The 23,278-nt window shown below is 38.6% G+C and carries 21 protein-coding genes; 5 read left to right on the top strand and 16 right to left on the bottom strand.

From position 1 onward, the window contains the following. Position 1 precedes the first annotated feature (1 nt). The 11 genes from EUC40_RS02735 to EUC40_RS02685 all read right to left on the bottom strand — a co-directional run bounded on the left by EUC40_RS02735 (position 2) and on the right by EUC40_RS02685 (position 13,071). Positions 2-1,105: a DgaE family pyridoxal phosphate-dependent ammonia lyase gene (locus tag EUC40_RS02735; RefSeq protein WP_156573539.1), complete on the bottom strand. Its 1,104-nt coding sequence runs from the start codon at positions 1,103-1,105 to the stop codon at positions 2-4. After that, positions 1,083-2,183, bottom strand: coding sequence for an amidohydrolase/deacetylase family metallohydrolase (locus EUC40_RS02730; RefSeq protein ID WP_156573537.1), 1,101 nt, complete (start codon positions 2,181-2,183; stop codon positions 1,083-1,085). The genes EUC40_RS02735 and EUC40_RS02730 overlap by 23 nt, the downstream gene beginning before the upstream one ends. 296 nt (positions 2,184-2,479) lie before the next feature. Continuing rightward, positions 2,480-3,340 (bottom strand): M15 family metallopeptidase, encoded by an 861-nt coding sequence (locus EUC40_RS02725; RefSeq protein WP_156573535.1) that lies wholly within the window; start codon positions 3,338-3,340, stop codon positions 2,480-2,482. Between the two features lie 82 nt (positions 3,341-3,422). Further along, positions 3,423-4,529 (bottom strand): sensor histidine kinase, encoded by a 1,107-nt coding sequence (locus tag EUC40_RS02720; RefSeq protein WP_156573533.1) that lies wholly within the window; start codon positions 4,527-4,529, stop codon positions 3,423-3,425. Continuing rightward, positions 4,522-5,220, bottom strand: a complete 699-nt coding sequence (locus tag EUC40_RS02715) for a response regulator transcription factor (protein WP_156573531.1) — start codon at positions 5,218-5,220, stop codon at positions 4,522-4,524. The genes EUC40_RS02720 and EUC40_RS02715 overlap by 8 nt, the downstream gene beginning before the upstream one ends. A gap of 90 nt (positions 5,221-5,310) precedes the next feature. Then, entirely contained in the window at positions 5,311-6,417 is a 1,107-nt protein-coding gene (gene menC, locus EUC40_RS02710) for an o-succinylbenzoate synthase (protein WP_156573528.1), read from the bottom strand. Beyond that, complete coding sequence (locus EUC40_RS02705; protein ID WP_156573526.1) at positions 6,418-7,863, bottom strand: o-succinylbenzoate--CoA ligase; 1,446 nt, start codon at positions 7,861-7,863, stop codon at positions 6,418-6,420. Between the two features lie 365 nt (positions 7,864-8,228). Beyond that, positions 8,229-9,047, bottom strand: a complete 819-nt coding sequence (menB, locus tag EUC40_RS02700; RefSeq protein WP_016079909.1) for a 1,4-dihydroxy-2-naphthoyl-CoA synthase — start codon at positions 9,045-9,047, stop codon at positions 8,229-8,231. 69 nt (positions 9,048-9,116) lie between these two features. Next, on the bottom strand, positions 9,117-9,929 hold the full coding sequence (gene menH / locus EUC40_RS02695) for a 2-succinyl-6-hydroxy-2,4-cyclohexadiene-1-carboxylate synthase (RefSeq protein WP_156573524.1): 813 nt from the start codon (positions 9,927-9,929) through the stop codon (positions 9,117-9,119). Next, positions 9,926-11,680, bottom strand: a complete 1,755-nt coding sequence (menD, locus tag EUC40_RS02690; RefSeq protein WP_156573521.1) for a 2-succinyl-5-enolpyruvyl-6-hydroxy-3-cyclohexene-1-carboxylic-acid synthase — start codon at positions 11,678-11,680, stop codon at positions 9,926-9,928. Before menD ends, menH begins: the two co-directional genes overlap by 4 nt. After that, a complete protein-coding gene (locus tag EUC40_RS02685) occupies positions 11,677-13,071 on the bottom strand; it encodes an isochorismate synthase (protein WP_156573519.1) in 1,395 nt (464 codons plus the stop codon). The genes menD and EUC40_RS02685 overlap by 4 nt, the downstream gene beginning before the upstream one ends. Before the next feature lie 194 nt (positions 13,072-13,265). Here EUC40_RS02685 and EUC40_RS02680 point away from each other — a divergent pair, with 194 nt between their 5' ends. Further along, on the top strand, positions 13,266-14,219 hold the full coding sequence (locus EUC40_RS02680) for a 1,4-dihydroxy-2-naphthoate polyprenyltransferase (RefSeq protein ID WP_156573517.1): 954 nt from the start codon (positions 13,266-13,268) through the stop codon (positions 14,217-14,219). 110 nt (positions 14,220-14,329) lie between these two features. Further along, positions 14,330-15,061 carry a yteA family sporulation protein gene (locus EUC40_RS02675; RefSeq protein WP_156573515.1) on the top strand — a complete coding sequence of 244 codons (732 nt, stop codon included), beginning with the start codon at positions 14,330-14,332 and terminating at the stop codon, positions 15,059-15,061. 44 nt (positions 15,062-15,105) lie between these two features. On the opposite strand, the gene cspD is transcribed toward EUC40_RS02675, so the two are convergent. After that, entirely contained in the window at positions 15,106-15,306 is a 201-nt protein-coding gene (cspD, locus tag EUC40_RS02670; RefSeq protein ID WP_001193050.1) for a cold-shock protein CspD, read from the bottom strand. A 322-nt stretch (positions 15,307-15,628) separates the two neighbouring features. Here cspD and EUC40_RS02665 point away from each other — a divergent pair, with 322 nt between their 5' ends. From EUC40_RS02665 to EUC40_RS27390, 3 genes are all read left to right on the top strand, one after another. Next, positions 15,629-16,411, top strand: a complete 783-nt coding sequence (locus EUC40_RS02665; RefSeq protein WP_156573513.1) for a TIGR00266 family protein — start codon at positions 15,629-15,631, stop codon at positions 16,409-16,411. A 200-nt stretch (positions 16,412-16,611) separates the two neighbouring features. Then, a complete protein-coding gene (locus tag EUC40_RS02660) occupies positions 16,612-17,334 on the top strand; it encodes a lipase family protein (protein WP_071710899.1) in 723 nt (240 codons plus the stop codon). Between the two features lie 76 nt (positions 17,335-17,410). Next, positions 17,411-17,545 (top strand): hypothetical protein, encoded by a 135-nt coding sequence (locus EUC40_RS27390; protein ID WP_280115267.1) that lies wholly within the window; start codon positions 17,411-17,413, stop codon positions 17,543-17,545. 29 nt (positions 17,546-17,574) lie between these two features. On the opposite strand, the gene EUC40_RS02655 is transcribed toward EUC40_RS27390, so the two are convergent. The 4 genes from EUC40_RS02655 to glgD form a co-directional block, all read right to left on the bottom strand. Further along, positions 17,575-18,138: a GNAT family N-acetyltransferase gene (locus tag EUC40_RS02655; protein ID WP_156573510.1), complete on the bottom strand. Its 564-nt coding sequence runs from the start codon at positions 18,136-18,138 to the stop codon at positions 17,575-17,577. A gap of 58 nt (positions 18,139-18,196) precedes the next feature. After that, a complete protein-coding gene (gene glgP / locus EUC40_RS02650; RefSeq protein ID WP_071710897.1) occupies positions 18,197-20,605 on the bottom strand; it encodes a glycogen phosphorylase in 2,409 nt (802 codons plus the stop codon). Between the two features lie 18 nt (positions 20,606-20,623). Then, entirely contained in the window at positions 20,624-22,054 is a 1,431-nt protein-coding gene (glgA, locus tag EUC40_RS02645; protein WP_156573507.1) for a glycogen synthase GlgA, read from the bottom strand. A 172-nt stretch (positions 22,055-22,226) separates the two neighbouring features. Beyond that, on the bottom strand, positions 22,227-23,261 hold the full coding sequence (gene glgD / locus EUC40_RS02640) for a glucose-1-phosphate adenylyltransferase subunit GlgD (protein WP_071710896.1): 1,035 nt from the start codon (positions 23,259-23,261) through the stop codon (positions 22,227-22,229). Between the last annotated feature and the right edge of the window lie 17 nt (positions 23,262-23,278).

Genomic DNA, 23,278 nt, shown 5'->3' with positions numbered 1-23,278 from the left:
TTTAGTTTCCCCCTACAATTTCTCTCATTTTTTCTTCAATTACATGTATGTCATCACCTTGAAGTGGACGTGGATCGATATCAAAGAATCCTTGTCTTACTCCGTAATCACGTGTGTAAATTGCGATTTCCCCTTCACGTAATGCAGTTACAACGTCTTTTGCTGATTTATTTAACTCGTTCTCGTTAATGTGAATACGTGCTCTAAAGATCGCTCTTCCTGCTTCATCTTGAACGATCGTTACATTTACACCGTTTAATTCTTTTAGCGGCATAAGTACTTGTAATAGCTCTTTTTCTTGCTCACTCTTATCTTCTTTTACTCCGTACTCATCAAGCGCTTGAAGTAAACCGAAAGTCGTCTCTTTCCCAACTTTCATACTTCTTCCAATGCAATGTAATTGTACTTTCAGCCACTCGATGTATTTTCGTTTCCCGCCAACAATACCAGAAGTAGGCCCTTCAATCGCCTTTGAACCACTATAAATCGCAAGATCTGAATACTTCACATATTTTTGAATATCTTCTTCAGCTGCCGCATCGACAATAAGTGGTACATTATTTCGCTGCGCGACTTCCCATGCTTCTTCAACAGAAATCATATTTTTTTGCACAGCATGATGGGATTTTACATATAGAATTGCTGCTGTATTTTCACCAATCGCATCTTCAATATGCTCTGCTTTCCCTTCATTGGCATAACCAACTTCTACGAGTTTTCCTCCGCCTAAATAGATCATCGTTTCAACAGGAGCACCGTATTGCACGTTATGACCTTTTAACATAATCACTTCGTTTTTCGCGATGACCTCTTGATGAAGTCTTTCACTTTTACGGCGATTTCCTTCTGTAACGATACCAGCGATAGAAAGCGCAATTCCGCTCGATGCTGAATTCACAACGACCGCTGCCTCTGAATCTAGAATTCTCGCAATATGGTCTCCTGCTTTATCTACTAAATCAGCAATTTCCACATAATTTTGTCCACCATGTTTCATCGCATCCATAACTGTATCTGTCGGAGCGGATACACCTAAAATACTCATTCTACCGCTCGCATTAATCACTCTTTTTAATCCGTACTTAGCATTCAATGAATGAACCATTGATTACAACCCCTTTCGTATCAATTCTTCTTTCAGCAATACGTTGATCCCCTTCTGAATCAATTAACGTAACCTTCTCATCTTTCACCGTAAATAAAGTCAAGTTTGCAATATCGCCTTCCTGAATACGACCAAGCTCTGGTTTTTTCAGCCACTCTGCCGCATTTTTCGTAACCGCATCAATTACTTCTTCTAGCGGATACCCTAAGTAAAGGAATTTCGAAAGAACGTGAGCCATACTATACACTGGACCGTGTATACGATTCTTCCGGTAAATATCTGTACTAATTGTATTAAAAGCAATATCATGACGCTTCGCTGCTTCTGCTACTTTAAAAGAAAAACTAGCATTACCGTGACCAACATCTAAATGAACACCACGTTTCACTGCATCTAGTAACACAGGTAGCGGTTTGCCTTCTTCATCAAATAAATTATTTTCTTTCCCGTTTAAGTAATGTGTAATGACATCATCTTTTTCTAAAAGCGGTACAACTTCCTCAATGCGAGGAGGTGCTGAACCGATATGTACCATAATTGGCAATGATGTTTCACGGGATAAAGAGCGCGCTACATGCAGCGGTTCAATTCCACTATCACAAACGACACTTTTACTCATTCTCGCCTTTAACCCAACGATTACATCTTTATATTTTTCTACTGCTTCTATTACTTTCTCTTTATCTATCCATTCCATATTGGATAATTCATCAATTCGTTTCAAACCGATGCGAGAAATATTTAAAAAGGCAAATAAATTCGTTTTTGCCTGCTCTCTACTTTTTACTAAATCTGCAATGCGATCAGCACCGCAACTACCCGCATCAACAATTGTCGTTACCCCTTGCTTAACGCCAATTTCATCGACCTCATCGCCATACGGATCAAACTCTGGAAAAGCATGAACGTGCAAATCAATCCAGCCACTCGATACGTAAGTACCTGAGTAATCAAGAACTGTTCCACCCTCGCCAGCACCAGCTTTCGTCACCTGTGCGATTTTATTATTTTCAATTACAATGTCAATCTCTTCCCCGTTCACACGTTTCACATTACGTAGTACGAATCGTTCTGTCATTGTATTTCCACCCTTTTCTATAAGAAGCCATAAGAATACGCTTACATTAAAGTTTCATTTTTATTTATCTCTTTCACATATTTAGAGTAGCACAAAAAAAGAGAGAAGTAAATATAACGTTATAATGTTTAAGAGTAAATAAAGTGAAACTTTAATCAGCCCTCACCAATCGGACTTTTATGGACAGTTGCCCCCCCACCTAACTTCTTTGCTTCCGCTGAATTTTGAGGGGGGAGCTTACTGCCGGTTAAAGCGGGATAAAAAGATGCTGCTCCGAAACGGAACAACCTCTTTCCCTATTCCTGAACCGTCACAATAACCCCGTCCATATTGTTCCCCGAAATTTCATACTGCTTATTAACCGGAACATCCACTTTCATGTTCCCGGAAACTTTATAATAAGAAACCGTATATTTCTTACCTTCCACATCGGTTGTGATTTCTTTTTTCTCTTTTAAGAAGTCTAAGTATTCCTCTAACGTAATTTTCTTTTTTTGCATAATCGCACTATGAGGTAGGCCGACATAACGAATGTGCCACGGCTCATATTGAATGCCTGTAATGTTACTTTTATTTTTCGGGTAGCGTAACACAAATCCGTGCTTCCATACGTTCTCTTCAATCCATTTTCCTTCAGGCGCTTTCTCCATTTTCTTTTGCGTAGATCCAACGTCCAGTGATAACCCTAAATTATGCTCACTGTATCCTGCTGGAAGTGCATAATCAGATCCCATGTCTTTATATAATTTACTTTGCTCTTTAAAATCTCTATACCCGCTATTCATTAAGAAGTGTTGTACGCCATCTTTTCCAGCCGCATCGACAACGTTCAAAAACTTTTTTACAACATCTTTTGATAAACGAAGATTTCTATCAAATATTACGTAACCTCTTACTAATTCACTGGTGTGATTTACATTTATAATGTCAGACCTAATACTATCTTTTTTTACTGGGTAATCTTTGTTAACTAATAATAGATCCCCTTTATAAATTTGTTCTTTTGTAACCTCTACCTGCTCCATATTTGCATTCTTTACTGTACTATTTTCCCCACCGATTTTCACATCAATTTCTTTTTGAAATAACGGTGATATATAAAAACCTACACAGATTGTGCATGCTATAAAAAGAGAAATAAATACCCACTTTTTCATTTCTAGTTCCTCCTTAACGTAACTTACGTATAGAATAGAAAAAACTATTAAAATAAAAAGTGGGGTAAAGTTTAAATTTTTATTAAATTGTTACATTCTCTTCTTTTGGCAATCTCACTTCAAACATCGTTCTAATCACATTACTTTCAGCAGAAATCTTCCCATCATGCTGTTCAACAATATTTTTCGCAATAAATAGCCCAAGGCCTGTCCCACCTTGCTGCTCTGATCTTGCCTTATCACCTGTATAAAACATATCAAAAAGATACGGTAAATCTTCTTCTGGAATGCTATCTCCGTAATTAATAATTTGTACGACTACCTCTTCACTCTCAATATATCCGTTCATATCAACAAACTTTCCATCATACCCGTAGCGAACGGCATTTGTTAACAAGTTTTCAAATACTCTAGCTAACAATTTTCCATCACCGTTAATCGGCAAATGCGGATCAATATTCAATCTAGCTTCTAAATGATGTTTCTCTAATAGCGGATATAATTCCTCATCTAGCTGTATAAGCAGCTCACTTATATCAATCTGCTTTTTATTTAGTTGTAACATGCCATAATTCATACGTGTAATTTCAAATAATTCATCAATTAAACTTTCCAGCCTTTCAGATTTCGTAAAAGCAATTGTGGAAAAGTGTTTAATTTGCTCTTTTGTTAAATTTTCATCTTTAAGAATTAAATCTAAATATCCTAACACTGATGTTAACGGCGTTCTTAAATCGTGAGCTAAGTTAACAATAAGCTGGTCCTTACTACTTTCCGCAAAGTCTCCTCGTTCTACTGCTTCCTTTAATTTTTCACTCGCTACATTAATTTCACTTGCAATATATCCAAACTCATCATTTGATGAAACGCGAACTTGATTTGTAAAATCTCCTTTCGCCAAATGATGAATTCCGTTTGAAATCTCATCAAAATATTTTAAATACGGCCTAGTAAGGAAGAAGAAAAACATAATGGACAGAGGGATGAAAATAATTAAAAAGAAATTAACATCCCCAATTTGTCTTATCATGGAACGAAATTGAGCTAACGGATCCTCATAGCGAACGACTAATTTATAATAAATCCTTAATCCTTCATAAATGAAATATGTTATGCCAGCAGCTAATATCATACTTAACGAAAATAGCATAACCATCTTCGAGCGAAAACTTCTCATTTGTTTAGCCATTGAAAGTATACCCTACTCCCCACACTGTTTTTATTAATTTATCCTTTCTTTTATCTTCCCCAAGTTTTTTACGCAATGTGCGGATATGTACCATTACTGTATTTCCGCCTTCATAATAATCATCTGCCCATACGTGTTGAAAAATATTTTCCACATTGTATACTTTCTTCGGATGACTCGCTAATAAATATAAAATATCAAACTCTTTCGGCGTTAATTCAACTTGTTCTCCGTACACATTTACTGTTCTTCGCTCCGGATCAATAACGACTCCACCTACCTCTAAAGCTGATTTATTCTCCGCTACTTTCGGCTGATTTAACGTAAGAAATCGGCGTAATTGTGCATTTACGCGCGCGACTAATTCAATCGGCGTGAACGGCTTCGTCATATAATCATCTGCACCTAATACAAGACCTGTCACCTTATCAAAATCAGACGTTTTTGCACTTAAGAAAATGATTGGCATATGGTGCTTCGCGCGAATTTGGCGCGTCACTTCATACCCATCCATTTTTGGCATCATAATATCTAAAACCACTAAGTCGATTGGCTGCGTTTCAATAATATGAATTGCCGCTTCCCCGTCCGCTGCTTTCACGACGTGGTACCCTTCTTTTTCTAAATGTATCTCAATTAAATCAGCAATTTCTGCCTCATCATCCGCTATTAAAATTGAAATGCGCTTCATTTTACTCCCCCTTTATACGCTCGATTTTAAACTAGTCTATCCAATTTGTACAATACGAAAAGGCTACTCATAAGAGTAACCTTTGTTATTTCATCTTTCAAACACAATCCGCTGCTTCGTGATTTCCGCCAGTCTCCCGCGATCTACCTCATACTCAGCATCAACACTTTGCGGTACCATCACTTTCCCGCCCTCAAGCGTCACTTCCGGCGAAATAATATCCTTCTCCCAATGTCTACTAGAAGCTGATATATCTCCAGGAATCGTAAAGTTCGGCAAAGAAGCGAGGGCGACATTTTGTGCGCGTGAAATTCCCATTTCCACCATCCCACCGCACCAAACTGGTATATTATGCTCCATGCAATAGTTATGGATTTGGATTGATTCTGTTAATCCACCCACTCGGCCTGGTTTAATGTTAACGATTTGGCAGCTGCCAAGTGTAATCGCAACGCGCGCATCTTCTAAACTATGAATACTTTCGTCTAAACAGATTGGCGTTTCAATTTTCTTTTGCAATTGTGCATGATCAAGAAAATCATAATCCGCTAACGGTTGCTCAATCATCATTAATTGAAATTCATCTAACCGTTTTAACTTCTCTACATCAGCTAACGTGTACGCTGAATTCGCATCGGCCATTAACGGGATATTCGGAAACTCTTTACGAATTTCTTTCAATAACTCGTAATCATGCTCTGGCTTTATTTTCACTTTAAAACGCTCGTACCCTTCTTCCGCATACTTCTCGATTTGCTTTAACATAACTGGAATCGGATTAAGCCCAATCACAACACCGACTTCAATTTCAGACTTCGTTCCGCCAAGCAGTGTCGCAAGTGATCTCTTTTGACGCTTCGCATATAAATCCCAAATAGCCCCTTCAATTCCCGCCTTTGCCATTCGGTTTCTTTTTATATGTTGAAATAGACCCGGTACCTCATTCGGATGAGAAATTTCAGCCTTTAATAAATCAGGTAATAAAAAGTCTTGTAGTACATGCAGCGCTGTCTTCACTGTTTCTTCCGTATACCACGGTTCAGAGAATGCAACGACTTCGCCAAAACCAATGCACCCGTCCGTATCTTCTAATTCAATGACGATACTCTCACGCTTTTCATACGTTCCGTAGCTCGCAGCAAACGGGATTACGAGTGGCATTTCTGTTATATGAAGTGTCGCTTTTTTTATTTCCACTTACCTCTCCTCCACTAATTGTCTTAGCTCTCGTCTTAACAATTTTTTCGAAGCGTTTCGTGGTAATTCCTCTAAGAAACATGCTTTTTTCGGCACTTTATATTTCGCTAATTTCTCCTCGCAAAAATGAAGAATTTCCTCTTCTGTTACCGCCCCGCTTTTTACAACAAAAGCAGCAGGTACTTGTCCCCATTTATCATCAGTCATACCGACAACACCTGCTTCCACTACCATCGGATGAGAAAGCAACACTTCTTCAATTTGAGCTGGATATATATTCTCCCCACCAGAAATAATTAAATCACTACGGCGATCTAATACGTATAAAAATCCTTCTTCATCTAAATAACCGAGGTCGCCAGTATGAAGCCATCCGTTTTGAATTGTTTCACGCGTCGCATCTTCACGGTTAAAGTAACCGCCTGTTACGTTTGGTCCTTTTACTACAATCTCACCTTCCGCAAATGGCGGTACTACTACGCCATCTTTTTCAATACGAAGTTGGCACTGAAATAGTGGTTTTCCAGCTGATCCTACTTTCGTTAACATGTAATCTGCGGATAACGTACAAATTTGTGAAGACGTTTCTGTCATGCCGTACGTTTGATATACAGGAATTCCTTTTTCTACACACGTTTCTAATAGTGGTTTCGGCGCTGGTCCTCCTCCAAGTAACATGCATCGTAAAGAAGATGGATAGGTCTCTTCTCCAAGTCGTTCTAATAAATCAGTTAACATTTTAGAAACGACAGAAATAATTGTTACGCCTCTCGTTTGAAGTGCTTTATGAATAAAATCAGCATCGTATTTCGGAACGAGTAAAATACGCATTCCGTACATAATGTTTTTCATTAAAAGAGATAATCCGCCAACATGGAACATAGGCATACAAGCTAACCAGCAATCATCATCACGAAGGCCTAAATTAAGCGAAGAACCAACTGCACTTGCCCAGTGATTGCCGTACGTTAAAATAACGCCTTTCGGTTTTCCTGTCGTCCCAGACGTATAAATAATTGTCATCGCTTCTTCTAAAGAGAATTCTTCTTGTATAGATGCTTCCGCCTTCGGTCCATTCATCACTTCGGCGAATGAATAAACGGGAACATCTTTAGCATCAAAATCTTGATCCGTCACTAAACAAACAACTTCAGCATCATCCATTTGCCAAAGTAGCTCTTCTCTTGAAAGACGCGTATTTAAAAGCACAGCTACTGCCCCTATGTACGATAGGGCGTGAATTACTGTAATCATCTCCATACCATTTTTCATCAGAACAGCCACCTTTTGCCCCTGCCTCACTCCAACATGTGAAAGCTGTTCACAAACAAATACTACTTTCTCATGCAGCTGCATAAAAGTAACTTTCTCTTCCTCTATTTCAATTGCAGTGCGATCTGGTGTTAAAAATGCACGCTGCTTTAACCAATTTGGCATCGTCTCCATCATTCATTCTCCTTTCATGAAAGAAAGAGACTTGATATGACATCAAGTCTCTTAGTTGTTTTGTTTCCGGTTTGATCTTTTCGTTGCGTCTCACTTTATTGGCGAGCCGCTTCCGCTTTTGATCACGTCCAGCTACGCCTCCTAGCCCCTTCCGTCTAAGAACCTTCCGCACGAGAAAGTAAAAAACACTTTCTGTGCGAAAGAACCTTAGCCTACGAGGCTAAACAGTCGGCTCCGCTTTTAAAACATCCAGCTACAGCAGCTAGAATGTTCGGTGGCTTCACTTCTTCCTACGAGGCAAAAAACGCCTCTACGTCAGAAGCTCCATCCCCCTCACATTCTGAACGAGCTGCTTTCGCTTTTGATCAAGGAAAACGAGGGAATTGACCGAAGTCCGGACTGCGTTTTTCTTTGAACGCGTCACGACCTTCTTTTGCTTCGTCAGTTGTGTAGTACAATAACGTTGCATCTCCAGCTAGTTGTTGAATACCAGCTAGACCGTCTGTGTCTGCGTTGAATGCAGCTTTTAGGAAACGAAGTGCCATTGGGCTGTTTGCTAAGATTTCTTGTGCCCATTGTACTGTTTCTGCTTCAAGCTCTTCTAATGGTACTACTGTGTTTACTAAGCCCATATCAAGCGCTTCTTGTGCATTGTATTGACGGCATAGGTACCAAATTTCACGAGCTTTCTTGTGGCCTACCATACGAGCTAGGTAACCAGCTCCGTATCCACCGTCAAAGCTTCCTACTTTAGGACCTGTTTGTCCGAATACAGCGTTGTCTGCAGCGATTGTTAAGTCACATACGATATGAAGTACGTGTCCTCCACCGATTGCATAACCTGCTACCATTGCGATAACTGGTTTAGGAATTGCGCGAATTAGACGTTGTAAGTCTAATACGTTTAGACGAGGGATTTGGTCGTCACCTACATATCCACCATGACCGCGAACTTTTTGGTCGCCGCCAGAACAGAATGCACGTCCACCTTCACCTGTTAAAATGATAACGCCAACATTTGCATCATCACGAGCATGTGCAAAAGCGTTGATTAACTCCATTACCGTTTTTGGACGGAATGCGTTATGTACTTCAGGGCGGTTAATCGAAATCTTTGCGATACCATTGTATGTTGAATAAATAATATCTTCGTAATTGCCTTCTTTTACCCATTCAATAGCCATTACAACTACCTCCTTGTATATTTCTGATCTCCTCTATAAGTGCGTCTTCCTTCTTAGATGAAAAAAGCATCACTGCATAGTTTTTAGAAATCCCTTTACTATTGTATCAAACTTTTCCGGTTGTTCCACATGAATTGCATGGCCAGCACCATCAATTTTGACAAATTTCGCATCAGAGACGCATTTTTCGATATTTTTTAATATGCGAAAGAACTTTTCATCATGCTCCCCGTTCATTAAAAGAACAGGCATTTTTAAGTTTTGCAGCTCGTTCCACCATGAAGGCTGAGCCCCTGTTCCCATGCCGCGCAAGCTATTTGCAAGTCCTTTTGGATCGTTAGCAAGTCGTTCTTTTCGCACTGCTTCTTGTACGTTTTTTGCTAGACGTTTTTGCGTTTCAAACAGCGGAATATTTTCCCACATCGTTACAAAGCTTTCGATGCCTTCTCGCTCGATTTTATCGGCAAGTCGCTCATCTTTTTCCAGGCGTTCTTCTCTCTCATCTTCACTTTTGAGCCCAGCTGTACAATTTTCTAATAAAAGAGAATATACATACTCTGGATATAGACATGCCATCGTAATCGCCAGTCTACCGCCCATTGAATAGCCAAGTATGTGCGCTTTTTCAATATGAAGGTAATCTAGTAGTTCTTTCATTTGCAACGCTGCATTTCGAATCTCATAATGCGTTACATCTTCAGGACTTTCCGTTTTTCCATGCCCAACAATGTCTACTAAAATGATTTGAAACTGCTCGCTCCAAGAAGGAACGAAGGAACGCCACGTTTCCATGCTTCCCGTAAAACCATGAAGAAGTAGAAGTGGTTCCCCGCTTCCGATTACTTCATATTCATACGATACACCTTGCAGCGTTACGTTCATTTTGATTCACCTTGCAACGATGTAGTAATTACGTCCTGCGTTTTTGCCCATAACGTACGGTGCAATGTTAAGTTTTCATCACGATTTGTACAAATTTCTACAACATGTAAACCTTTCGCCCTTGTTCCTTTTTGTACCTCTTCACGGAATTGCTCCCAACCATTTACACGGCTAAATGAACCACCATACATTTTGACAACATGCTCATAATCAAGACCAATTGGAGTTCCAAATAATGATTCGAAATGTTCCTTTTTCTCATACTGTGGTAAGAATGAGAAAATACCGCCACCGTCATTATTTACAACGACAATTGTTATGTTTAATTCGTGTAATTTTGCGGCTAATAATCCGTTTAAATCGTGATAAAATGATAAATCACCGATCACTAATACGAGCGGTTCACAAATAATGCTCGCTCCTAAAGCTGTCGAAATGATTCCATCAATCCCATTTACACCGCGGTTTGCCATTACTTGAATATTTTTATCCGACGTAAAGAAAAATGAATCTGTATCACGAATTGGCATACTATTACTCGCAAATAATGTTGCCCCTTCTGGTAATACGCGGACAATATCCGTAATAACTTTCCCTTCAAATGCCGTTTCATATGTTTCCATTTCACGAAGCGTTTCCTTCGTTTTTTCGTTTATATGTTTCCACATTTGAGACCAATCATTCTTTTTCATAGCTGGCATTTTTTCTATTAGTGCCTTACAGAATGCAACATCACTTGCTTGTACAACTTCTGTTGCAACTAGAGCTGGATCTCTCCATTGTCCGGATTCATCAACAACGATATGAACGGCTTTCGTTTGTTTTTTTATGAACTGCGTTAATGCTTTCGAAACAGGCATTCCGCCAAAACGAATAATCACGTCTGGCTTCCACGTTTCTTTTAACAGTTCATTTCGTAAAAATGTATCGTAACAGTCGATTACCATCGTTTTATCGTGATGTCCACTACGGATGTTAGAAAGTGGATCTGCTAATATTGGATATCCTGTTTTCTCAGCTAGTTGCGTTGCAAACGCTGCGATTTCTGAATGACTATCATCCCCACAAATAATAAGCCCCTTTTCCATATGTGAAAGGCGCCCTACAAGAGAATCTACATATCCACTCGGCATCGTCACGTTCCCTTGCTGAACTACTCCTGTATATTCCCCGCGTCCTTTATCCCATAAACTTTCTAATGAAAAGTCCGGGATAAGCGGTTCACGAACTGGAAAATTAAGATGAACAGGTCCTTGCGGCGCTAAACAAGCATTTGCTATCGCACGCTGCGTTGTCATCCGGGCGTAATGATACATCACTTCACTCGTTTCTGGAATTGCCATCTCTGTAAATTGCTTCACAAAAGTGCCGTATAAATTGAATTGATTCATCGCTTGTGGTGCACCCACATCTCTTAATTCATGTGGTCTATCCGCTGTTAAGATGACAAGTGGCACTCGTGAATGAAAAGCTTCACATACAGCAGGATAATAGTTCGCTGCCGCTGTTCCTGACGTACATAATAATGCTACTGGACGCTTCTTCGCCTTTGCGATACCAAGCGCAAAAAAACCTGCAGACCTTTCGTCCACATGTAAATATGTGTTCATTCCTTCGTGTTGTTCCATTAGTAAAGCAATCGGCGTTGACCGTGAGCCTGGACTAATGACAACATCACATACATCTAGACGCGTCAGTTCATCCACGAACGCGCCTAAATAATATGATAATGCTTCTATATGATTGTTCATTTCATTAATTCCTCCAAAGCACCAAGCATCGGTCTAAACTTCAAACTTGTTTCTTCATATTCAAGTTGCGGTACTGAATCGATTACAATCCCGCAACCGGCAAATAAGGATGCTTTCTTGCCATTTAATAAACCACAGCGAAGCGCAACCGCGAATTCACCATTTCCTTCATCATCTATCCAGCCAATCGGTGCACCATATAATCCTCTGTCTAACAATTCCACATCACGAATCAGTTTCATCGCTTCCAAACGAGGTGTCCCGCCAAGAGCTGGTGTTGGATGTAATTCTTCTACCATTGTTAAAAGACTCGCATCGCCTTTTGCCTCTACAGGCGTATATAAATGAATTAAGTTTTTCGTTGTTAATAAGCCAGGACTTTCCGGAATATTAACGGATTCGCAATGCTCATTTAATACCGACCTGATCATATTCACAACATAACCGTGTTCAGCTAAATTCTTTTCATCATGAAGAAGCGTATTACCATTTCGTTCACTTTCTTCTATAGAATGACCATGACCGATTGAACCAGCAAGACACATCGATGTAAATTTCTCATCTTCCTTACGAATCAATCGTTCTGGCGTCGCTCCTAAGAAGCATGCTCCTTTATAATCAAAAGAAAATACGTAGCAATCCGGTTGTCCCATGCGAAGCGCTTCTAAAACAAGAGCAGAATCAATATTTTGATTCATCTCTACTTTTAACTCTCTCGCTAATACAACCTTCTGTACGTTCCCCTGCTTCATCTCACCTTGCACTTTCTCAATGGCCTTCATCCAGCCTTTCGGATCCACTTCTATTTTAGAAGTAACTGTTAATTTCGATCCTTCTAATGCACATTTACTCTCCCCCAAAATTTTCTCTTCTAAAGAAACAATTTCGTTATAAAGAGTATCTGCACAATCTGTCGCTGAAACAAATGTATTCATCGTTAACCATGCTTTTTCATTTTTTACAGTTAATAAAAATGCTGGTAGTGAAAACGTCGTATTTTTAAATTCTTTCCATAAGTCCGTTTTCTCTTTTTCTGGATCAAATGAAAATCCACCAAATAAAAGAGGGCCGGTACCAAATTCATATTTATCCCTTTGTACAATTGCTTTCTCTTTTACTTTCTCCCACTCATTACGAGCAGTTTGAAAGCGCTTATGAGAAGAATTGGCTATAGTGAAAACAGAACCAAGTCCTGCAAATATTACATGCTGAGCTGGGTCTGCAAAATAACATCTATTTTCGAATGAAGTCCTTTTTCCTGCTGCATAAAACAGAAGTGGATCCACCCAGTCTATTTGTTTTACAAAACTAACTAATGTTTTTTCATTAGTTGTACGCTTAATGGCTGCAATCAAAACTTCTTGCAAGCCTTTTTGTTTCGTTTGAATCACAATTGTCTCCCCCCTATGGGCGAAAAATAGTCATAATTACGCTTGATTTTAAGATACACCTCAAACGAAAGGCCTGTCAACGTTTAGCATTTCTGAGAAATTCACCTTCTCTTCCTAGAAAATAAACGTTGACACTAAATGATGCTTTTTCTACACTTAATTGTGTACAATATGTGACCTAAGGAGGATTCAACATGGAAATGAACGTCGAAACGAATTCCTCTCCTACGGCGCCAAAGCCAAGTAAACAAACAGGCTGGCGCATTTGGTGGAGTTTACTACGTCCCCATACATTAACAGCCGCTTTCGTTCCTGTTTTCATCGGAACAGCATATGCGATGCAGGTCGGCGGTATAAATCAAATACATCTTCCTCTTTTCTTTATGATGCTTCTTGCTTGTCTTCTCATTCAAGCAGCAACGAACATGTTTAACGAATACTTTGATTATAAAAGAGGATTAGATCATGAAGGTTCAGTTGGTATCGGCGGCGCTATCGTTCGCGATGGTATTCAGCCCAAAACAGTACTGAACTTAGCATTTGGATTTTTTGGTGTCGCAATGTTATTAGGTGTTTATATTTGTATGAACTCTAGTTGGTGGCTTGCTGCAATCGGTCTTGTTTGTATGGCCGTTGCTTACCTTTATACAGGTGGACCAATTCCAATTGCATATACACCATTTGGAGAACTAACAGCAGGATTATTTATGGGCGTCATTATTATCGGTATTTCATTCTTTATCCAAACTGGAACTGTAACATCAGAAGTCATTTTACTGTCTATCCCAAGCTCCATTTTAATTGGTGCCATTTTACTAGCTAACAACATTCGTGACTTGGATGGCGATAAAGAAAACGGTCGTAAAACGCTAGCAATTCTCGTTGGACATGAAAGAGCCATCGGTGTTCTCGCTTCTATGTTCATCGTTTCCTACATTTGGACAATTGCTTTAATTATTGTGAACATCGTATCACCATGGATGCTCATCGTATTTCTAAGTGCCCCGAAAGCATTTAAAGCAACAAAAGGTTTCATCGGCAAAAGCCTTCCAATGGAAATGGCACCTGCGATGATTGCAACAGCAAAAACAAATACAATTTTCGGTCTCCTCATGGGAATCGGATTATTGCTTGGATATTTCTTATAGAAAGGAGCTGCTAACGCGGCTCTTTTTTCATATACCAATTTCAGCTCATAATTCCTACTCGCAACGCTCATACTATGTAAAGAAACTGAATTGTAGGAAGGTGGACGACTATGTTAACTCCACAACAAATAAATCAATTTAAATCCGTTTTAGAAAAACAACAACAAGAACTAGAGCAAACGATACAAACACATGAAAATGAAGATCGTGCATCTGAACGCGATTCTGTTGGAGAATTATCTAGCTATGATAACCATCCAGCTGATATGGCAACAGAATTATATGAACGTGAAAAGGATTTTGGACTCATCGAACTTTGGCATAAACAGCTAGAAGATACGAAAAATGCCCTGCAAAAAATAGAAGGTGGTACGTACGGCATTTGTGAAGTATCTGGTGAGGAAATTCCGTTTGAAAGATTAGAAGCAATGCCAACTGCTACAACATGCGTTCAGCACGCGACAAATAAATTAAATATGGAAACTCGTCCAGTTGAAGAAGAAGTGTTATCTCCTTCTTTCCATAAGCACGATGAAGACCATTCTGTGGAGTACGATGCAGAAGATGCTTGGCAAGATGTCGCAAATTACGGAACGTCCGAAACACCGTCCGATCTAGAAAGACAAGATTCCAAAAACTATAATGGTATGTACGTAAATAGTGAGGAAAACGTAGGATACGTAGAAGATTTCGAAAACTTTATCGGTACGGATATGTATGGGAAAAATCCGCAAGTTTTCGCAACAGAAGAACACGAGGAATATGAACAAATGCTCGATGACTTTGAAGAACGTACCTTTAAAGGCGAATTATCTTCAAATGAATCTAGTTCCAAAGAATAAAAAAAAGCATTCCGAAAATCGGAATGCTTTTTATCGCTAGCTAATTAGTTTTTTGTAACGTTAGCTGCTTGTGGTCCGCGGTTGCCTTCAACGATTTCGAAAGAAACTTCTTGACCTTCTTCTAAAGTTTTGAAACCTTCACCTTGGATAGCTGAGAAGTGAACGAATACATCGTCTCCACCTTCAACTTCGATGAAACCGAAACCTTTTTCGCCGTTAAACCATTTAACTTTACCTGTTTGCATGTCATGTACCTCCTAAATAAAAATGAAACTATGAATCCACATGAAAAGGTGGATATAAAGGACATGAATGTATAACAAGCTTACAGCCTTTAATTCAACGTGCTTTATTTCCGTACCACATTATGTAGCTCAATAGTGATTTCACTATATCACGCTATATTAAAAACGTCAAATGAGAACACTTTCATTTCATTATTTTTTATAACACTAGTATAACCTTAAATTTTCATTCTATTTTTATTCAAAAATTAACAAAAATACAGTACTCTAATTCTTTTAACTTCTGTACAATATAATTACTACATAATTATGAGGTGAAAAGATGCAAGCACATGAAATCGAGTATAAGTTATATGGCGATGATATGCAGTTTGTTGAAATTGAATTAGATCCAAAAGAAAGCGTTATCGCTGAAGCTGGCGCAATGATGATGATGGAAGATTACATCGAAATGGAAACAATCTTCGGAGACGGTTCTGGACCATCTAGCGGTTTATTCGGCAAATTAATGGGCGCTGGTAAACGTCTCGTTACAGGTGAAAGCATGTTTATGACCGTATTTACAAATACAGGTCACGGCAAACGCCACGTATCCTTTGCTGCTCCTTATCCTGGTAAAATTATTCCTGTTGATTTAACAGAATATCAAGGAAAAGTAGTTTGTCAAAAAGACGCATTTCTTTGCGCAGCAAAAGGCGTTTCTATCGGAATCGAGTTTACAAAGAAAATTGGAACTGGCTTCTTCGGTGGTGAAGGCTTCATCATGCAGAAACTTGAAGGTGACGGACTTGCTTTCATGCACGCAGGCGGAACTGTATATAAGCGTGAATTGAAACCTGGTGAAAAGCTTCGTATTGATACAGGCTGTCTTGTTGCCATGACAAAAGACATTAACTATGATGTCGAGTTCGTTGGAAAAGTAAAAACAGCTCTATTTGGCGGCGAAGGTTTATTCTTCGCAACATTAGAAGGACCTGGAACAGTTTGGATCCAATCCTTAACACTTAGCCGCTTAGCAGCACGCCTTACAAGCCCAGCAGCTCAAGGCAGTGGCGAAGGTAGTGTTTTAGGTGGACTTGGTCGTTTATTAGATGGAAAAGAGTAAAAAGTGCCCTTATTGGGCACTTTTTATTTAGGCGGACTATACAAACCAGTTTGGATCATATAGTATTCCATCGCTTCATTTAGCCACTTCTCTTCTTCTTCCTCACGTAACTGTAGGTTCAAGCCTTTTTTCAAAACGAATGAATCAAGTCCCTCACTGCATATATTGAACTATACCTTTTCGTAAGGAGGGCCCCATTAATGCGTACTCCTTTATCCTTTGATAAAGATACTGCCCTACTGTTAGCTTCTTGTTGTGAGCTAACGTATGAACAATATAAACAAAATGGGATTTTCAAAATACCGGATGGTTTTCAATATGTACAAGGCTTTCAAGGGAAAGCCATTCAAACGACAGAATGGTTCGGATTTATATTAGAATCTGAGGATACCATTATTGTAGCTTTTCGAGGCACACAAACAGATACAGATTGGATTATCGATTCACTCGTCAACCAAAAACCATATCCATATGCTTTAAACAGCGGAAATGTCCATAATGGCTTTCTTTCTATTTACGAATCTTTCCGAGATTCTATTATGGATATGCTCGTATCGTTACCAGCACACAAAAAACTATTAGCTACTGGACATAGTTTAGGTGGTGCGCTTGCCACATTACACATATTAGATGCACGAATCAACACAGCCTTCGCACAGTATGGACTTTATACATTTGCTTCTCCAAAAGTAGGAGATATCGCTTTTCGAAATTATTATAAACTACAAGTAGCTAGTAGCTTTCGTTTCGTCAACTTATTCGATGTCGTTCCACTTCTCCCTCCCCGAAATATAAATTTTAATGATCGTGATTGGGAATATGCTCATGTTCATCACAACATGACTTTTACGAAAAACACAAAATCTATTACGAATAATCATTCCATTACAACATACAAAACATGTCTGACTTCTCATTTTTAACCAGTAATTAATTGGAAATTTAATATCCTTATACTATAATAATATATGAAATAATCTTTGGATGAGGGGACCTTACATGCTAAAATTTATCCTTGCACTTTTTCTCATTATAATTTTTTCGTTTACAGGTTTCTTTACATTTTCATACTTTGCGACAGGAGAATATGGTGGAACAGGTATCATATATACCGCTACACCATTTCTTTCTTGAGCAAAGTAAAAAAACCGAGCTTAATGAAATTAAGCTCGGTTTTTTAAACGATTATATTCTTGTTTTAAAAGTGAATATACTTTAGCATCACTATACGTATTATTCATTTGTACACTTTGCCTCAATGTTCCTTCATATACCATCTTTAACTTTTGCATTACACGTTCAGAAGCTATATTTCTCACATCACATCTTCCTTCAATGCGATTCAAATTTAATTCTTGAAAACCAACTTTAATAATTTGTTCGAAAGCTTCAACAATAAATCCTTCTCCCCAATACGCCGTGCTAATTACAGCTCCAATCGATGCACTATTATGTGGCATGAGCCATATTCCACACGTTCCAATCGCTTTTTGAGTGTCCTTCAGCATAATAGACCATATAAGAGCCTTACCTTCGCTTATCGTTACAAGCATAGTTCCTAACAAACTATGCGTTTCCTCTTTCGTTTTATGCACTTCCCGAGGCACATAGGTAGCTGTTTTCGAATTAGGATACACTTTAAATAAATCGTCTACATGCGACTGGTGTATCTTCGTTAAAATTAATCTATCTGTTTTTAAATCGGCTTGTTCATATATATCCTTCATATGCAATTCACCAAACCTTAACATAATAAAGAAAAGTCCCTTCAAAAGGGACTTTCACTTAATATAGTTTAACGGTATTACCAATACCCCAAATCTCATTGCTATACTGCAAGATCGTTCGATCGCTCGCGAAATGACCAGATTGTGCAATATTTAAAATCGACATTTCTAGCCACTTCGTTCGATTCTCATAAGCTCTACCGACAGCTTCCTGTCTTTCCGCATATGGACCAAAATCTCGAAGAACGAAATATTCGTCATTTTGAATAACGAGAGAATCATAAATCGCTTCAAATTCAGCCCCCACATGTGTAAAGAAACCATTCGTTAGCTGGTCTACTACTTTTTTAATGTGCATATTGTGGTGATAATAATCACTTGCACGATATCCACCATTTTGATAGTAATGAAGAACCTCATCCGCCGTTAAGCCGAAAATGAAACAGGCTGCATCACCGACCCGGTCTTTTATTTCAATATTAGCTCCATCTAACGTTCCGAGCGTAATTGCACCATTCATCATAAATTTCATGTTCCCTGTTCCTGATGCTTCCTTACTTGCAGTTGAAATTTGCTCACTTACATCAGCTGCTGGGAATATATCTTCCGCTAAAGAAACTCGGTAGTTTTCTAGAAAGATAACTTTCATAAATTGACTTACGTACGGATCGTTATTTACTTTTCTTGCAAGTTCATTAATTAATTTAATAATCTTCTTCGCATAATAATAGCCTGGTGATGCTTTTGCTCCGAAAATAAAGGTGCGCGGATAAAATGAAAAACTAGCATCCTCTTTCAAACGGTTATACAAATATAAAATATGAAGAACATTTAATAATTGTCGTTTGTAAGCATGCAGTCTTTTCACTTGCACATCAAAAATAGAATTTGGATCAATCGTAATCCCCATTTGGTTATGAATGCGCTCCGCTAAAATAATCTTCCGCTCTTGCTTTACACCCGCAAGCTTCTCTTGGAAACTAGCATCGTACTGAAAAGTTTGCAATGCTTGCAGTTTAATCGGTTCTTTCTTCCACTCTGTTCCAATCGCTTCCGAAATAAGATTCGTCAGCTGCGGATTCGCCTTCATGAGCCAGCGCCTATGAGCGATTCCATTCGTTTTATTATTAAACTTATCTGGGTAAAACTCATAGAACAATCGCATTTCACGCTGTTTTAAAATTTCCGTATGAATTTTCGCTACACCGTTGACGCTATGGCTTCCGACAATTGCTAAATGAGCCATTTTCACAAGATCATGCGCAATGATTGCCATCTCTTCAATACGATGCCATTCATAAGGATAACGTTCCCAAAGCTCATGACAGAAACGTTCATTAATCTCTTCAATAATCATATATATTCTCGGTAATAACGGTTTAAAAATGTGAATTGGCCACTTCTCAAGTGCTTCTGATAACGTCGTATGATTTGTATAAGAAATCGTCTGCGTCGTTATATGCCAAGCTTCTTCCCATGCTAACTTTTCCTCGTCTAATAAAATACGCATCAGTTCAGGAATTGCTAAAACCGGATGGGTATCGTTAATATGAATTGCAATTTTTTCATGCAACTGACGAAGGCTACCGTATCTTTCTCTATGCATACGAACGATATTTTGCAAGCTGGCTGATACGAGGAAATACTGTTGTTTTAGGCGAAGTATTTTCCCCTCATCATGCGTATCATCTGGATATAAAAACTCAGATACAGCCTCTGTTTCACGCTTATATTTCAAAATATCTTTGCAATTTTGCGGGAAAGGAACTGGTTCAGCATTCCAAAGTCTAAGTGTATTTACAGTACTTGTCTCATAACCTACTACTGGAACATCATATGGCACTGCCATAATCACTTCTGCATTCGTATGTCTGAACTCTAAACGTCCGTCAATGTCTAACGGTTCAACACTGCCAAAATAACTTACTTCTACGGCTTGATCATATCTTCTTACTTCCCATACGTTTTCATGAAGAAGCCACTGTTCTGGAAATTCAACTTGATAACCATCAACAATTTTTTGATCAAATAAGCCATGTTTGTAACGAATTCCACAGCCATGTCCTGGTAAGTTTAAAGAAGCGAGTGAATCAAGGAAACAGGCTGCTAAACGTCCAAGTCCACCATTACCAAGACCTGCATCTGCTTCCACCTCTTCTAAATCGTGTAAAGAAATCCCGAGCTCAGACAGTCCTTGCTCACATACATCCCTGATGCCTAAATTCAATATGTTACTTCCAAGCAAACGTCCAAGTAAAAATTCAATGGATAAGTAATACATTTGCTTTTGCTCACCAGCTCGGTAACTTTCATTCGTTGCAATCCATTGACTATTCATATACTCTCGTACCATATGGCCGAGCGTATTATATTGATCACGAGTTGTAGAGTCTTTGAAACTTTTTCCGTACATCGTCTCTAACTTTTCTAGAAAAGCTGATTTGAAACTTTCAACATGAGTAAACATTTCTTCACCACCTACATGTTATTCCATGAGACTTTTATACAATTTCTTATAGGCAAGAGCTGATTTCCCCCAGCTATAATCTTCAGTCATCGCTTGCTTTACAAGACTATCCCACACCGGTTTATCGTGATACAACTCAATTGCACGGTGAACTGTATACAACATGTCATGTGCATTGAAATTCGTGAAACTAAAACCATTTCCTTCTCCGGTTTCTTCATCATAAGATTGTACAGTATCGTTTAATCCACCTGTTTCTCTTACAATCGGAATCGTACCGTACGCTAATGCAATAAGTTGTCCAAGTCCACACGGCTCAAACAGTGAAGGCATTAAAAATAGATCGCTTCCTGCATACACTTGATGCGCAAGTTCCTCATTAAATCCAATATACACCTTCACCTTTTCTGGATACTCATATGCCATCCATTCAAAGAACTGCTCATATTCCGAATCGCCCGAACCTAAAATAATACATTGTACATCTTCCTCCATTATTTCGCGGAATACAGTACGTACTAAATCAAGTCCTTTTTGCTTCGTTAATCGTGTTACCATCGAAATGATTGGTGTATCTTCTTTTTCTGGCAAACCAAAATAACGCTGCAAAGCGCGTTTATTTTCACTCTTTTCCTCTAGTGACTCTGCATCATACTGAGCCTTAATATACGAATCCGTTGCTGGATTATATACGCTCGTATCAATTCCATTTACAATGCCACTAAGCTTATCATTATATTTTCGCAGTAATCCATCTAACTTCTCACCGAAAAATTCATATTGAATTTCTTCTTTATATGTCGGGCTAACCGCTGTAATTTGATCCGAAGCGATAATACCGCCTTTCATAAAGTTCACATTTCCATAAAACTCTAGCTGCTCACTATGCAAATATTCATCACCAAGCTCTAACAAGTCGTACATCACTTCAGGAGGAAATACTCCTTGGAACTGCAAGTTATGAATTGTATATACCGTTTTAATATGCTCATATAACGGGTTATCTTGATACTTTTCACGAAGTAAGAAATTAACCATAGCTGTATGCCAATCATGGCTATGAAGAACATCTACTTCAAAATCAAGATGCGGAATACACTCTAAAACTGCTTTCGAAAAATAAGAAAAACGCTCCCCATCATCATAATGGCCATATAGAGAATCTCTCTTAAAATAATATTCGTTATCTATTAAGTAATACGTTATCCCTTCTTGTTCACCTTTTAAAATGCCGCAATATTGATTTCTCCAGCCAAGCGGAACGTTAATTACTTTATGAAGCGTGCATCCATCTCTTAATTTTTTCGGAATAAGACTATAATTCGGAAGTATAACGCGAACATCCACACCTAATTTTTTCAGCTCTTTTGGGAGCGCACCCGCTACATCGGCTAATCCTCCAGATTTCACAAACGGTACACATTCTGATACTGCAAATAATATATTCACTTGTTGTCCCACTGCGCGAAAAGCATATATGACTCTTCTTGCAGCTTCCTCCCTTCGAGTTTTCATTTAAATTAAAACTTTAATCAGTGGAGGAACTCCCCCACTGATTCTTCATCCCGCTATTTGTGAACTAATAATCAGTGAAAAAATCCCCGCTGATTACAGTTTCACTTTAAGAATAGCTTTTAATCGTACTGTTTTGAACGCTTCCTTTTTCTACAACATATGGCTCATCGATGTTTCCTTTTAACACGACACCGTCACCAATTTTCACATCTTTATCAATAATAACACCGTCTATTATACAGTTATCTCCAATTTGGCTCTTTTGCATAATAATGCTATTACGAACAATTGAACCTTTTCCGATTTTAACAGAACGGGAAACCACACTATTTTCTACTTCCCCTTCAATAATACTGCCGTTTGCAATCATTGTATTTTTCACGACTGCACCCTTTACGTAACGTGTTGGCGGCTCATCTTTTACTTTCGTAAAGATCGGTGCTTCTTTCTTAAATAATTGTTTCCAAATAGCAGGTTTCAAAATTTCTAAGCTATGTTTATAGTAACTTTCAATTGAGTCAATAATGGCTACATATCCTGTATGCTCATATGTAGCAATATGCAGTGATTTTCCGCGCTTTTCTCTCACTACATCGAATAAACTATATTGCTCCACATCTTTATATGTCTCAAATAAATCTAATAATAATTGTTTCTTTAACACGTATGTTTGAAGCGAAACCCCTTCATGACAAACTTCAGTAATATCAGCTGACGTATGTATATGTCGCTCTAACACCGCCTGGAAATCTAATGCTGTTACGAGGTGGCTATTCGTAATAACAACGTATTCTTCTCTGGCTCTTAGAAAATAATCAATATGTCTTCTAAAGTGTGCAAATGACCCAAACTCATCTTGGTCACATTGGCAATTTGGCGGGAATAAAAACAATCCGTCTCGTTTTCTATCTAAATCCCACTGTTTTCCTGACCCAACATGGTCCATTAATGAACGGTTTTTATGACTTGTAAAAACCGCCACACTATGAATATTAGAATTCACCATATTTGAAAGCATGAAATCAATGAGTCGATAACGGCCCCCAAACGGTAACGCCGCTAGTGAGCGATGCCCTGTTACTTTCTTTAAGGAAGGAAAACTTCCCGTTGCGTTAATAATTCCTAACATTTTTTCTCCCATTCATTTCATCCCCCTTT

This window comes from Bacillus luti (assembly GCF_009739945.1).
Lineage (GTDB): Bacteria > Bacillota > Bacilli > Bacillales > Bacillaceae_G > Bacillus_A > Bacillus_A luti.
The sequence above is the reverse complement of the archived record's forward strand: the minus strand, read 5'-3'. Positions and strand labels throughout refer to the sequence as shown.

What these genes read in the sequence shown, in the direction of transcription:
- EUC40_RS02715 (WP_156573531.1), bottom strand. Translation starts at nt 5,220, where the DNA reads ATGAAGCGCATTTCAATTTTAATAGCGGATGATGAGGCAGAAATTGCT.
- EUC40_RS02665 (WP_156573513.1), top strand. Translation starts at nt 15,629, where the DNA reads ATGCAAGCACATGAAATCGAGTATAAGTTATATGGCGATGATATGCAG.
- EUC40_RS02735 (WP_156573539.1), bottom strand. Translation starts at nt 1,105, where the DNA reads ATGGTTCATTCATTGAATGCTAAGTACGGATTAAAAAGAGTGATTAAT.
- menH (WP_156573524.1), bottom strand. Translation starts at nt 9,929, where the DNA reads ATGAACGTAACGCTGCAAGGTGTATCGTATGAATATGAAGTAATCGGA.
- cspD (WP_001193050.1), bottom strand. Translation starts at nt 15,306, where the DNA reads ATGCAAACAGGTAAAGTTAAATGGTTTAACGGCGAAAAAGGTTTCGGT.
- glgP (WP_071710897.1), bottom strand. Translation starts at nt 20,605, where the DNA reads ATGTTTACTCATGTTGAAAGTTTCAAATCAGCTTTTCTAGAAAAGTTA.
- EUC40_RS02725 (WP_156573535.1), bottom strand. Translation starts at nt 3,340, where the DNA reads ATGAAAAAGTGGGTATTTATTTCTCTTTTTATAGCATGCACAATCTGT.
- EUC40_RS02705 (WP_156573526.1), bottom strand. Translation starts at nt 7,863, where the DNA reads ATGGAGACGATGCCAAATTGGTTAAAGCAGCGTGCATTTTTAACACCA.
- menD (WP_156573521.1), bottom strand. Translation starts at nt 11,680, where the DNA reads ATGAACAATCATATAGAAGCATTATCATATTATTTAGGCGCGTTCGTG.
- EUC40_RS02675 (WP_156573515.1), top strand. Translation starts at nt 14,330, where the DNA reads ATGTTAACTCCACAACAAATAAATCAATTTAAATCCGTTTTAGAAAAA.
- EUC40_RS27390 (WP_280115267.1), top strand. Translation starts at nt 17,411, where the DNA reads ATGCTAAAATTTATCCTTGCACTTTTTCTCATTATAATTTTTTCGTTT.
- glgD (WP_071710896.1), bottom strand. Translation starts at nt 23,261, where the DNA reads ATGGGAGAAAAAATGTTAGGAATTATTAACGCAACGGGAAGTTTTCCT.
- menB (WP_016079909.1), bottom strand. Translation starts at nt 9,047, where the DNA reads ATGGCTATTGAATGGGTAAAAGAAGGCAATTACGAAGATATTATTTAT.
- EUC40_RS02720 (WP_156573533.1), bottom strand. Translation starts at nt 4,529, where the DNA reads ATGGCTAAACAAATGAGAAGTTTTCGCTCGAAGATGGTTATGCTATTT.
- EUC40_RS02680 (WP_156573517.1), top strand. Translation starts at nt 13,266, where the DNA reads ATGGAAATGAACGTCGAAACGAATTCCTCTCCTACGGCGCCAAAGCCA.
- EUC40_RS02730 (WP_156573537.1), bottom strand. Translation starts at nt 2,183, where the DNA reads ATGACAGAACGATTCGTACTACGTAATGTGAAACGTGTGAACGGGGAA.
- EUC40_RS02655 (WP_156573510.1), bottom strand. Translation starts at nt 18,138, where the DNA reads ATGAAGGATATATATGAACAAGCCGATTTAAAAACAGATAGATTAATT.
- EUC40_RS02660 (WP_071710899.1), top strand. Translation starts at nt 16,612, where the DNA reads ATGCGTACTCCTTTATCCTTTGATAAAGATACTGCCCTACTGTTAGCT.